The sequence below is a fragment of the Providencia sp. PROV004 genome (assembly GCF_011045615.1).
Taxonomy (GTDB): Bacteria; Pseudomonadota; Gammaproteobacteria; order Enterobacterales; family Enterobacteriaceae; genus Providencia; species Providencia rettgeri.
This window is the reverse complement of the sequence record NZ_CP042859.1, coordinates 2,815,106-2,827,250: the sequence shown is the minus strand read 5'-3', so window position 1 is coordinate 2,827,250 and position 12,145 is coordinate 2,815,106. Positions and strand designations below refer to the sequence as shown.

Here is a 12,145-nt window from a genome sequence, read left to right as displayed (position 1 = left end):
TATGCTCCCAGAGATATCTGCACTTGCCGCCTACTCATAACGCGAATTATTTAGAAAATTAACTATTCGTCGTACTTAATATTAAAAAACAGGAGCTTATTTTTCGTTGAGTAGGTTATCAATAATTGTTTGTGCTTGGTGGTAGCTTTGTTCATTACCAAAGATATGGGCTTGATTGAGTAAATAATATAACTGATAGATTGGTTGCCTATCTAAAAATCCATTTGGCAATGGCCAAACACTTTGGTAGCCATCGATAATTTGGATCGGAAGTTCTTGATATAACGGTAACATCGCAATATCACATTCTCTATCGCCCCAATAACAGGCGGGGTCATACAGTACTCCTTCAATATTTTGAGTGATAGCACAGTTTGCTGGCCATAAATCACCATGTAATAAAGAAGGTTGTGGTTGATGTCCTGCAAGTTTGTCCTTAACAATATCGACAATTTGCTGAATATCGCTAAATACCATTCCTTTTTCGGAGGCGAGTTGTAATTGTAAGCCAATACGCTTTTCTGCAAAAAATGAATTCCAACGCTTTTCCCAGCCATTAGGCTGTACAATTGTGCTTAGCATTGTATCAAAATCAAACCCGTAACTAGGCTGCTCTTCCCATTGATGTAGACGTGCTAGTTGTTGACCAAAATGCCATGCATTGGTGTTATCGAAAGGTTTTAGAGGGAAATATTCGAGCAGAAGAAAACTATGGTGCTTATTACTGCCAACACCGTAAACTTTAGGAACGGTTATAGTTTGGCTTTTAGCGAGCATTTCAAGTTGTTCAGCCTCTTGTTTAAATAAAGGCAAAAACTCACGCCGATTTTGTTTAATGAACACGGTGTGTTCGCCATAGTCAATTCTTAACGTATGGTGAATATCACCACCAGAGAGAATGACTTTGTTACGTAGCTCCGCCTCACCTAAGTGTTCACTTAATAAACGACACATTGCTTGCCACATGACTCACCTCGCTCTGCTTTGGTCTTCATTAATATAATACTATAGCGGCAGTTTAGGAATTAACAGTGATAATTGCTTAAAAAGAAGCCGCTATCACGAAATAGTTAATTAATTATCAGGTTGATAACTATAATCAGAGAGTGACTCAAATTTAACGTGTGACGAACCAAATGAGAATGTTCAAATAATTGGAAATAAGTAGCTACAGAACTCACATTATCAGCGAGAAGCCTAGCAATGAAAGTTTATGAGGGATAAGTAGGGGCGGGATTAACGTTGTACGACGAAAATGCGTTAAAACATTAGGCTGGTAGTAAGTATTGATTGTTTTAATAAAAAGCTGAACTTACGAATTTGTGAGTTCAGCTTTTTACTTTTAGAGCATTCAATTATCAGGCTGTATGCATACTTTGTGGGTTAGCTTGCCCTTTTTTGCGGGCTAATACGATTTTGCTATACAGTAATGCAATCACAAAATACACAGCCTGTGTAACAACGATAGTTGGTCCGGTTGTTGCGTTGATGTGAAAACTCAGGATAGTCCCAATAACGCTCGATGTTACCGAAGCAATGATAGCGACGATGAGCATTTTCCCAAAACTACGGCATAACACAAAAGCAATGATGCCTGGGGAAATTAGCATTGCAATCACCAAAATAATACCAACTGCTTGCAATGAAGCAACAATGGTGAGAGCGAGTAGCGATAGCAAGCCATAATGGATTAACTTCACAGGCAAGCCAATGACTCGTGCTTGGTTAGGATCAAAGCAATACAACATGAAATCCTTACGTTTCAGTAGGATAATTGCAATGGTTACCCCTGCAAATAGTAATATTTGTTTAAACTCGCTATCGGTTATCCCTAAAATATCACCAAATAGAATATGCGTAAGGTGCTGTTCGGTATCTATTTTAGCAAACATAACCAAGCCGATAGCAAACATGCCTGAGAAGACGATACCCATCACCGTATCTTCTTTTATACGGCTATTTTCCTTTAAATAACCTGTAGCCACAGCACAAAACAAGCCAGATGCAAATGCCCCTATCGCTAATGGGATACCGAGTAAAGAAGCAATAATGATCCCCGGTAAAACGGCATGGGAAATTGCATCGCCCATCAATGACCAACCTTTCAATACTAAAAAGCAAGAGAGGATAGCGCATACCGTTCCGCTGACAATGGCTGTAATCAATGCTTTTTGCATAAAGGGAAATGCAAACGGAGCCATCAGTAAGTCAATGAAATCACTCATGAGATGCTCCTTGTTGGTGTGATTGGTGCAGCCGGGCGACTTCCTGTTTGGCTTTACGTTTTGAGGCAAAAATACCGTGCTTAGGTGCAAAGAAAAATGCCAGTAGGAAAATAATGGTTTGTAAGGTGACTATTAACCCACCTGTAGCACCATTAAGGAAATAACTGATATAAGCACCAACAGCACTGGTTACGGTACCAATCGTGACTGAAATAATGAGTAAGCGTTTAAATTGGTCGGTTAATAAATAGGCAGTCGCACCTGGTGTGACGACCATCGCAATCACAAGGATTGCGCCAACTGTTTGTAAAGCAGCAACAGTACACGCACTTAATAATGTGAAGAAAATAATTTTTAGGCGTAGAGGATTCAAACCTATTGAGCGTGCATGGCTTTCATCGAAAAAAACGGCTAATAAATCTTTCCATAAGCACAACAGGATAATAAATGAAACGCCGATAATAATTTCTACTTGTAATACGTCAGAATCCGCAATACCTAAAATATTACCAAAAATAATACTTTGTACATTAACAGATGTTGGATTCAATGAAACAATCAACAAACCTGCCGCGAAAAAAGTAGAAAAGATAAAGCCAATAACAGCATCTTCACGTAAACGAGTTAGATGCTTTATTAATGTCATGGCAAGTGCCGCAAGGATCCCGGTAAAAAAGGCGCCTGCCGCATAGGGTAAACCTAAAGCATAAGCACCCGCCACCCCAGGAACAACGGAGTGGGAGAGGGCATCTCCCATCAATGACCAGCCTTTCAACATCAAATACGCCGATAAGAATGCACAGACAGCACCAACAATGGCGCTGACCCAAATGGCTTTTATCATAAAATCATATTCAAAGGGCTGTAATAACATCTCAATCATTCGGAACCCTTAGCTTGGTTTTTTCGAACGGGTGCATCATGGTCATGACCATAGAATACAGCCGCTCTTTCATCATCGGTAATGACGGTGACAGAGCGCGGGTCATCATCGTCATGAAGCTCTTGACCAGACAGGTTAATATGACGCAATACACCACCGAAAGCTTGTTGCAGGTTTCGTTGCGTAAATGTCGTTTCAGTAGGCCCGCTCGCTAAAACAGTGCGATTGATTAAGATAACATGGTCGCAGAACTCAGGCACACTGCCCAAGTTATGAGTTGAAACGAGAATGAGATGGCCTTCGTCACGCAAACTACGTAGCAGGTCAATAATGGCATTTTCGGTTTTAACATCAACCCCAGTGAAGGGTTCATCGAGGAGTAAAACTTTACCTTCTTGTGCGAGCGCCCGCGCTAAAAAAACTCGTTTTTTCTGGCCTCCTGAGAGCTCGCCTATTTGTCGATGCTCAAGCCCTGCAAGGTCAACTCGCTCTAATGCCATTTTGACAGCGTCTTTATCTGCTTGTTTAGGGATGCGAAAAAAACCCATTTTGCCATAACGACCCATCATCACGACATCAGAAACGAGAACGGGAAAATTCCAATCTACTTCTTCTGTCTGTGGGACGTACGCAATCACGTTTTCTTTAAGCGCGGTTTTTATCGGTTGATCATTTAATGTCACACTGCCAGAAGATGGGGTGACAAGCCCCATAATAGTTTTAAATAGCGTTGACTTACCACTACCATTTACGCCAACTAAGGCACAAATAGAGCCACCAGAGATAGTAAAGCTTGCGTCATAGATAGCGGTGTGACCATTATTATATGTCACAGTCGCATCATCGACGATAAGATTCGGGTGTTCGAATTGACTTGAGTGATTCATATTACTGTGAAAATCCTTTCGCTATCGTGTCTACAGTCGTATTTAAAAGGTCAATATATGTTGGTACTGGGCCATCAGCAGTTGAAAGTGAGTCTACATATAATACGCCACCGTATTTTGCCCCTGTTTCTTTACTGACTTGGCGAGCCGGTTTGTCAGAAATTGTACTTTCACTGAATACTACAGGGATGTTGTATTTACGGACAGTATCAATTACCTTTTTTACTTGTTGAGGAGAGCCTTGCTCTTCCGCATTGATTGGCCATAAGTAGACTTCTTTAAAGCCGTAATCATTAGTTAAATAGCTAAATGCGCCTTCACTTGAGACTAACCAACGTTCATTTTCAGGAATGCGATTTAAGCGTTCACGCAAAGGGGCGTCAAGCTCAGCAATTTGTTGCGCATATTTTTTTGCATTGGCATTATATGTTTCAGCATTTTCAGGGTCATATTTGACCAGAGCTTGACGAATATTTTCAATATAAATCTTAGCATTAGCAGGAGACATCCATGCATGTGGGTTCGGGTTGTCTTTATACTCACCTTCACGGATTGGCATTGGCTCAATACCTTCAGTGACCACGACAGCAGGGACATTTTTAAAGTTTTCAAAGAAACGTTGGAACCACACTTCCAAATTCATCCCATTCCATAAGATTAAATCTGCGTCATAGGCTTTCATGATATCTTTAGGTGTCGGTTGATAACCGTGAATTTCTGCTCCAGGCTTTGTTATAGACTCGACAATTGCCGCGTCTCCAGCTACATTTTGAGCGATATCTTGAATAATAGTAAAAGTGGTTACGACTTTAAACTTTTTAGCAAAAGCAGGCTGACTAAAAAAGATGATTGCTATCAAAGCAAACATACTAGTTAGTAAAGGTGCAGATAACCGAGATACGTTCTTCTTCATAAAAGTTGACCCTGACATTATTGGTTTAGCGTTTATTAACATACAGTTGTTAAGGTTTATAACAATTATATTTTATATCTCAATTGATAATGATTATCAATATCAATTGAGAAAAATAAATATAAAAAGTGTGGAATAGCATTATTTGTCATTATAGGCTTCTAAGTCCCATGGTTATTTGTATGACTAAAACACGTCCTGAAGTAAAAGTTAAGTAAAAATTATTTTATTTTTCTTAGGATTAGTTATTCTGCCATCGGCTTTCATCGCAGAGGATTCGACAGTGAAAAAAATAATTGGCGGTACTTTTGTGTTACTGCTACTTGCAGGTTGTTCAAGCGAACCAGATAGGCCTATAACAAAACAGCGAATGTTAGAGCCTACCGGGCCAATAACAGCACAAAATACGGTATTTCCAAGAACGCCTTTTGATGAATTTATTCGTGACTCTGCGGCTCGTTACAGTGTTGATGAAACTTTAATTAGAGCGATTATTGAGGTCGAATCTAACTTTAGACCTGAAGTTGTCAGTAAATCCAATGCAATAGGTTTGATGCAGATTAAAGCTTCGACAGCAGGACGTGACGCCTATCGTTACCAAGGGAAATCGGGGGAGCCGAGTTCTCGTGACCTAAAAGATCCACAAAAAAATATCGATATTGGTACAGCTTATATTCGTATTTTAAGGGAACAGCACCTTGCGGGAATAAGCCATCCTCAGACATTATATTATGCAACGGTTGTTGCTTATGTGAATGGGGCTGGAGCGTTATTAAGAACGTTTGATAATGATAAAGGTCGGGCGATAGCGATGATTAATCGCTTATCACCGGAAGAGTTTTATCAGCATGTACAAACAAAGCACCCTGCACCGCAAGCTCCACGCTATTTGTGGAAAGTCAAAAATGCTTACAATGCACTAGCGATGTCTTATTGATATTCTCTCATTAAGTGTGGGAGTTGCGCGACAATTTCAACAATGCCGTTGATAACAAACTGCACTCCCATACAGATTAATAAGAACCCCATCACCCGCGCGATAGCATCAATACCACTGTTTCCAAGCCACCTCATGATAGAAGTTGCGCCTCTTAAACCAATCCAAACGATAAGACTTGCAATAAAAAAAGTAATCACGGGGGCAACTTTTAAGACCCATGGAGCAAAACTCACATTACCTTGTAATGATGCAGTGGAGCTGATGATCATCGCAATAGTTCCCGGGCCCGCAGTACTTGGCATTGCAAGGGGAACAAAGGCAATACTAGGTGATTCTTGGCGTTTTTTGGGGACATTTGGGTCATCAAGCGCATTGGTGGTCTGGTCTTCTCCTACATCACTACTAGGGAATAGCATGCCAAAGCCAATAAATGCCACAATTAATCCTCCGGCAATTCGCAGCCCTGGGATTGATATTCCAAATGTGTTCATGACTAATTGGCCTGCATAAAAAGCGATTGTCATGATTGCAAATACATAAATAGAGGCCAACAGCGATTGATGATCACGCTGTTCTTTTGTCATATTAGCAGAGATGCTTAGCATGACCGCAATTGCAGTTAAAGGGTTGGCAAGAGGAAGTAACAGTACCAGGCCAATACCAACGGCTTGAAATAGCTCAAAAAAGTTTGTCATGGAAGTTAGATTCAAGCTCCTGATTAATGTGAATAAAACACCTTATCCCAAATGATAGCAAAATTTCTTATAGATCTGTAGGTTAGCATTTATATCTAGTAAGGTGTTTTGTGGTAGGAGTACTGCGACAGTACTGATGAGTAAAAGTCAGTATTATTAATTTGTAGATAATTGGAGTTGTTCACATTAACTGTGGATAACCGTGGCCTTGAACTGTGAGTAACTTGTTTTTTTTGTTAAATAACAATTGGATGAGTTGTTGTGGTAAAAGTATTCAATTTTTATAGGCAAAAAAAAACCTTTTTATAGGGGGATAAAAAGGTTAAGGGCATTTCGTAACAGGTTGTCATTAAGTTGATATGGAATGTAGTATATCTGCTGCAATGTTATTTACTGATAATTTATGTAAATTCATTAAAAGAATTCAATGTAACAGACAACCCAAGAGTAAAAAAATATGTTAAACGGAATCAACCATTTAACTTTAGCGGTAACTGACTTAGATAAAAGTATTAGTTTTTATCAATCACTACTTGGTATGAAGTTACATGCGAGTTGGAAAAAGGGCGCCTATATTTCCTGTGGCGATTTATGGTTATGTTTATCATTAGATACAACTCGCCAATTTTTGTCCCCAGAAAAAACGGATTATACACACTATGCCTTTAACGTTGATGCGAAAGACTTTCTTATCGTTGTTGATAGGCTAATGCAAGCGAATGTCATTGTCTGGAAAGAAAATAAAAGTGAAGGAGATTCTTTTTATTTTCTTGATCCGGATGGCCACAAATTAGAATTACATGTAGGCGGTTTATTACAACGCTTAAAGAGCTGCCAAGAAAAACCGTATGAAGAAATGAAATTTTATTAAAAAGAGTTATGGATTTCTTTACAAAGGATTTTTAGTTTTAAAAATAGCTTTACGCAGAGTTGTATATCCTATTTTCAGTTAATTTTGAGTAATAGGAAAAAGAATGAAAAAACTTATAGCGACATTAGCCGGAGCGTCTATGCTATTAGTTTTGGCAGCCGCCATGGTACTAATCGTTTTTCCTCAGCAGTGGAAGCAAAGTATTTATCCGAATATATCTCAAGTCTTACCAACTTCACTCAGTGCTATTTTACCGCAGAGTTTAGCCAGTAATGATATTTGTAATAGCTTAGAGGATAACCTGCAAAGTTTTGCTAACTATCTTAAAGTAAATCAGGATATCGTTGATGTAAAAGGAATGAATAGCTTAGATGAACAACTGGCTAATATTCAAACCAGAATTGATTCTATGCCAAGTGATGTCCGAAATTTAGTTTGCCAGCAGGAATACAGTAAATTAGAAGGTTTAAAAAGTGTGTTTTCATTAGGTTCCAGTAACTAATCTTTTTGCAGTTAATATTACCCCTCTATATATTCTTCCACTCAAATTTATATATTCATATATGTTATGCTAATAACATCATGTTGGCTTAAGGGTAATGTAATGAATATATTTAAATTGCCATTATTGAATTGGTTAGTGGCTAATGGCATTGCGGTTTATTTTCTTTTCAGGCAAGGTCTTTTAGACTGGACATTTTCTGGTTGGATGGGAATTTTAGGTATATTAGTTGCGCTGGAGAGTGTGAGTTGGGTCGCGACGAGTCTTTACTACTTTTATAAACATAAAACATCACCAAACCCTACGGTTAAGGCAACGCATTTAGTCACTAATGGGCCTTATCGATTTTCACGTAATCCGATGTATTTAGCTTTTACATCAATGAGCTTGGCTTTAGCTTTTTTCTCGCACTCTTCTTACTTTTTGGTCGCAGGGCTAGTATTTTGGCTGATTACTGATTTATATACGATCCCACAGGAAGAGCGTTTTTTATCTGCATCATTTAAAAATGAGTGGGAAGATTACAGTAAGCAAACGAGACGTTGGTTATAGATTAGTAGAAATGAGACGCTTTATCATTTAATCTGTTTTGTATACTACAAAATTTATACAAAATATATTAAGGATAATAATGAACTATCAGGTTGCGCCATTTTGGATATATTCGGGTAAGCTCGCGTGTTTTATAGTGATTAGCGTATTTTTTGCTTTTTTTTCGGTAAGTGGTTTTATGCTTTATTTATTTACCGTTGGGATTGTTTGGGCTGTCGTAGTCTCATTTAAAATTCATGGAATGAAAGAAAAAGGAATAATCTTAAAAAATAGCGATGTTTCTGATTGGATGGTATATGTGAATGGTATTCCAGTCCAAGAAAGAAGACAAACTCTGTCCAATCCCTGTTTTGCAACGATACAGCATGCGAAGTCATTCTTTAGTATTGCCTTTATTATTCGGGCGCTAATTCAAATTATCTTTTGTGTCTATTTATTTTGGCAAATAGAGAAATTAGATAACATTTTTGTACTATTATTCGGGTTAATTGCCACGTCCTACATCGTTTATTCATTATGGCAATCAATTCAATCGGTTATCATTCTTCAACAAAATAAGATAATCAGTGAAGAGTTAATCGCACCTAGTGGATCCCGTTGGTATCGTGTGTTTTTCAAGCAAAAAGAAAAACTATTTCCTGCATTGGATAACTTATTCATCATTTAATCGGGAAGGTGTTGATTTTTCATATGAAGAAGAACAATTCACGGTATTACGCTATCACCATAAAATAGGTCTGTGTTATCATTAGCAGTTGAGTTGCTCACGATGTAACGAAATAGGGCGTTTAAGTTTCCCATATTTGTGTACATATCTTGCATAGTGAAGTGAGAAATCGTTAGTAACGTATTGATTTATAACTTTGGAATAATCAAGCAAGTGATCTTTCGTGTGGGTCACCACTGCTGATAAGGATTTTTTAATGCCTGTTATTACTCTTCCTGATGGAAGTCAGCGTCAGTTTGACCATCCCGTTTCTGTGATGGATGTTGCTCGAGACATCGGAGCGGGTTTAGCTAAAGCCTGTATCGCGGGTCGAATTAATGGCGAACGCGTTGATGCATGTGAAATAATTGAACATGATGCAAATGTATCCATTATTACGAGCAAAGATGAAGACGGACTCGAAATTATTCGTCACTCTTGTGCTCACCTGTTAGGCCATGCAATCAAACAATTATGGCCAAACACTAAAATGGCGATTGGGCCGACTATCGACAATGGTTTTTACTATGATGTTGATTTAGACCACATGCTGACCCAGGAAGACTTGGAAAAGCTTGAAAAGCGCATGCTTGAGCTTGCCAAAACAGATTATGATGTGGTGAAAAAACGTGTTTCTTGGAGCGAAGCTCGTGAAACATTTGTGGCTCGAGGCGAAGACTATAAAGTTGAAATATTAGATCAAAATATTAGTCAAGATGACCGCCCTGGTTTATATCATCACGAAGAATATGTTGATATGTGTCGCGGTCCACACGTACCGAATATGCGTTTTTGCCACCATTTTAAACTACAAAAAGTGGCTGGTGCATACTGGCGTGGTAACAGCGATAACAAAATGCTGCAACGTATTTACGGCACCGCATGGGCTGATAAAAAACAATTGGCAGCCTATTTATTACGTTTAGAAGAAGCAGCTAAACGTGACCACCGTAAAATTGGTAAACAGTTAGATTTATACCATATGCAAGAAGAAGCGCCGGGAATGGCATTCTGGCATAATGACGGTTGGACAATTTTCCGTGAACTGGAAACCTTCGTACGCACTAAACTGAAAGCTTATAATTATCAAGAAGTGAAAGGGCCATTTATGATGGACCGCGTATTATGGGAAAAAACAGGTCACTGGGATAACTATAAAGACGCTATGTTCACGACGTCATCTGAAAACCGTGAATATTGTGTAAAACCAATGAACTGCCCAGGTCACGTACAAATTTTTAACCAAGGTTTGAAATCATACCGTGACTTACCATTGCGTATGGCAGAATTTGGCAGCTGTCACCGTAATGAGCCATCAGGTGCATTGCACGGCTTAATGCGTGTGCGTGGCTTTACTCAGGATGACGCACATATCTTCTGTACTGAAGAGCAAATCTTAAGTGAAGTCACTAGCTGTATTGAAATGATTTATGATGTTTACGCAACTTTTGGTTTCGAAAAAATTGTTGTAAAACTATCAACCCGTCCTGAAAAACGTATCGGTACTGACGAGATGTGGGACAGAGCGGAAGAAGACTTAGCCAACGCCCTGAAATCAAAAGGTATTGAGTTTGAATACCAACCAGGTGAAGGCGCATTTTATGGCCCGAAAATTGAGTTTACACTGTATGACTGCCTTGACCGTGCATGGCAATGTGGTACTGTCCAGTTAGACTTCTTCTTACCGGGTCGTTTGACAGCTTCCTATGTAGGTGAAAACAACGAACGTATCGTTCCTGTTATGATCCACCGTGCAGTGTTAGGTTCACTAGAACGCTTCATTGGTATCTTAACAGAAGAGTATGCAGGCTTTTTCCCAACATGGTTAGCACCACAACAAGTGGTTGTAATGAACATTACTGATAGCCAAGCAGACTATGTTCAAGAATTAGTAAGCAAGCTGCAAAGTGTTGGCATTCGTGCGAAAGCGGACTTACGTAACGAGAAAATCGGCTTTAAGATCCGTGAGCACACACTGCGTCGCGTCCCTTACATGTTAGTATGTGGTGATAAAGAAGTTGAATCAGGTAAAGTCGCTGTTCGTACCCGTCGTGGTAAAGACTTAGGCAGCCTTGATGTCAACGAATTCATGACAAAACTGCTTGAAGAGATCCGCAGTCGTCAACTCAATCAGATGGAGGAATAAGGTATTAAAGGCGGAAAAAAACTCCCAACAGCGCGTCCAAATCGAATTAACGATGAAATTCGCGCAACAGAAATCCGTGTCACTGGTTTAGACGGTGAGCAACTTGGTGTTATGAGTGTGCGTGAAGCCCTCTTTAAAGCAGAAGAAGCTGGTGTTGACTTAGTCGAAATCAGCCCAAATGCTGAACCACCGGTTTGTCGTATCATGGATTACGGTAAATATCTTTATGAGAAAAGCAAATCTCAGAAAGAACAAAAGAAAAAACAAAAAGTTGTTCAAGTGAAGGAAATTAAATTCCGTCCAGGAACAGACGAAGGCGACTACCAAGTTAAATTACGTAGTCTAATTCGCTTTTTGGAAGATGGTGACAAAGCTAAAGTGACACTGCGTTTTCGTGGTCGCGAAATGGCTCACCAACAGATTGGCTTGGAAGTGCTTAACCGCATCAAAACCGATCTGGATGAACTGGCATCTGTTGAATCATTCCCATCAAGGATTGAAGGACGCCAGATGATCATGGTATTGGCACCAAAGAAAAAATAATTAAGCCAGTATGGTTATAGCGAAGTAATTGCTAGAGTCTAGCAGCGCTCATTTTGGGCGCTGCTTCTCTGTTTTATCCGAGTTTTCTTTTTATTAATGATGAAAGTAATCTCATAGTAGCTATGATACGGGTGTATTTTATGTCTTGTTATTTGCTTCATTAATGAATAAAGATAATTACGTCAAAGCAATATTTGGCCTCAATAGCCAAGTTTTCAAACAGTTCAGTGTGATTTATTGCAAGATTTACTTGAGTAATCCGGCAATAAGCATTAAAATCCG

13 protein-coding genes are annotated in these 12,145 nt (G+C 39.1%); 7 read left to right on the top strand and 6 right to left on the bottom strand.

Features of this window, described 5'->3' with window-relative positions; translation table 11 throughout:
- Positions 1-96: 96 nt before the first annotated feature.
- The 5 genes from FVA69_RS12740 to FVA69_RS12720 all read right to left on the bottom strand — a co-directional run bounded on the left by FVA69_RS12740 (position 97) and on the right by FVA69_RS12720 (position 4,908).
- On the bottom strand, positions 97-966 hold the full coding sequence (locus tag FVA69_RS12740) for a fructosamine kinase family protein (protein ID WP_004910334.1): 870 nt from the start codon (positions 964-966) through the stop codon (positions 97-99).
- A 392-nt stretch (positions 967-1,358) separates the two neighbouring features.
- On the bottom strand, positions 1,359-2,225 hold the full coding sequence (locus FVA69_RS12735; RefSeq protein ID WP_042851806.1) for a metal ABC transporter permease: 867 nt from the start codon (positions 2,223-2,225) through the stop codon (positions 1,359-1,361).
- Positions 2,218-3,108 (bottom strand): metal ABC transporter permease, encoded by an 891-nt coding sequence (locus FVA69_RS12730; RefSeq protein ID WP_109911241.1) that lies wholly within the window; start codon positions 3,106-3,108, stop codon positions 2,218-2,220. Before FVA69_RS12730 ends, FVA69_RS12735 begins: the two co-directional genes overlap by 8 nt.
- Entirely contained in the window at positions 3,105-3,995 is an 891-nt protein-coding gene (locus FVA69_RS12725; protein WP_109911242.1) for a manganese/iron ABC transporter ATP-binding protein, read from the bottom strand. Before FVA69_RS12725 ends, FVA69_RS12730 begins: the two co-directional genes overlap by 4 nt.
- A gap of 1 nt (position 3,996) precedes the next feature.
- Positions 3,997-4,908, bottom strand: coding sequence for a metal ABC transporter substrate-binding protein (locus FVA69_RS12720; protein WP_004910339.1), 912 nt, complete (start codon positions 4,906-4,908; stop codon positions 3,997-3,999).
- Between the two features lie 283 nt (positions 4,909-5,191).
- On the opposite strand from FVA69_RS12720, the gene FVA69_RS12715 reads away from it, so the two are divergent.
- Positions 5,192-5,845, top strand: coding sequence for a transglycosylase SLT domain-containing protein (locus FVA69_RS12715; RefSeq protein WP_109911243.1), 654 nt, complete (start codon positions 5,192-5,194; stop codon positions 5,843-5,845).
- On the opposite strand, the gene FVA69_RS12710 is transcribed toward FVA69_RS12715, so the two are convergent.
- Entirely contained in the window at positions 5,839-6,543 is a 705-nt protein-coding gene (locus FVA69_RS12710) for a MarC family NAAT transporter (protein WP_004910345.1), read from the bottom strand. The genes FVA69_RS12715 and FVA69_RS12710 overlap by 7 nt on opposite strands.
- 457 nt (positions 6,544-7,000) lie before the next feature.
- Between FVA69_RS12710 and fos the strand changes: the two genes are divergently transcribed.
- From fos to infC, 6 genes are all read left to right on the top strand, one after another.
- On the top strand, positions 7,001-7,414 hold the full coding sequence (gene fos / locus FVA69_RS12705; RefSeq protein ID WP_109911244.1) for a fosfomycin resistance glutathione transferase: 414 nt from the start codon (positions 7,001-7,003) through the stop codon (positions 7,412-7,414).
- A 103-nt stretch (positions 7,415-7,517) separates the two neighbouring features.
- The gene (locus FVA69_RS12700) at positions 7,518-7,916 is read left to right on the top strand and encodes a hypothetical protein (RefSeq protein WP_004910352.1); all 399 of its coding nucleotides are present in this window, start codon (positions 7,518-7,520) and stop codon (positions 7,914-7,916) included.
- Between the two features lie 102 nt (positions 7,917-8,018).
- A complete protein-coding gene (locus FVA69_RS12695) occupies positions 8,019-8,468 on the top strand; it encodes a methyltransferase family protein (RefSeq protein WP_004910353.1) in 450 nt (149 codons plus the stop codon).
- Positions 8,469-8,547: 79 nt separating this feature from the next.
- Positions 8,548-9,135, top strand: a complete 588-nt coding sequence (locus FVA69_RS12690) for a hypothetical protein (protein WP_109911245.1) — start codon at positions 8,548-8,550, stop codon at positions 9,133-9,135.
- Positions 9,136-9,391: 256 nt separating this feature from the next.
- A complete protein-coding gene (gene thrS, locus FVA69_RS12685; protein ID WP_004910357.1) occupies positions 9,392-11,320 on the top strand; it encodes a threonine--tRNA ligase in 1,929 nt (642 codons plus the stop codon).
- Between the two features lie 3 nt (positions 11,321-11,323).
- A complete protein-coding gene (infC, locus tag FVA69_RS12680; RefSeq protein ID WP_071524538.1) occupies positions 11,324-11,863 on the top strand; it encodes a translation initiation factor IF-3 in 540 nt (179 codons plus the stop codon).
- The last annotated feature ends 282 nt before the right edge of the window (positions 11,864-12,145 follow it).

Coding starts and splice junctions, on each gene's coding strand:
- FVA69_RS12735 (WP_042851806.1), bottom strand. CDS start 2,225: ATGAGTGATTTCATTGACTTACTGATGGCTCCGTTTGCATTTCCCTTT.
- FVA69_RS12690 (WP_109911245.1), top strand. CDS start 8,548: ATGAACTATCAGGTTGCGCCATTTTGGATATATTCGGGTAAGCTCGCG.
- thrS (WP_004910357.1), top strand. CDS start 9,392: ATGCCTGTTATTACTCTTCCTGATGGAAGTCAGCGTCAGTTTGACCAT.
- FVA69_RS12725 (WP_109911242.1), bottom strand. CDS start 3,995: ATGAATCACTCAAGTCAATTCGAACACCCGAATCTTATCGTCGATGAT.
- FVA69_RS12740 (WP_004910334.1), bottom strand. CDS start 966: ATGTGGCAAGCAATGTGTCGTTTATTAAGTGAACACTTAGGTGAGGCG.
- fos (WP_109911244.1), top strand. CDS start 7,001: ATGTTAAACGGAATCAACCATTTAACTTTAGCGGTAACTGACTTAGAT.
- FVA69_RS12720 (WP_004910339.1), bottom strand. CDS start 4,908: ATGAAGAAGAACGTATCTCGGTTATCTGCACCTTTACTAACTAGTATG.
- FVA69_RS12710 (WP_004910345.1), bottom strand. CDS start 6,543: ATGACAAACTTTTTTGAGCTATTTCAAGCCGTTGGTATTGGCCTGGTA.
- FVA69_RS12700 (WP_004910352.1), top strand. CDS start 7,518: ATGAAAAAACTTATAGCGACATTAGCCGGAGCGTCTATGCTATTAGTT.
- FVA69_RS12695 (WP_004910353.1), top strand. CDS start 8,019: ATGAATATATTTAAATTGCCATTATTGAATTGGTTAGTGGCTAATGGC.
- FVA69_RS12730 (WP_109911241.1), bottom strand. CDS start 3,108: ATGATTGAGATGTTATTACAGCCCTTTGAATATGATTTTATGATAAAA.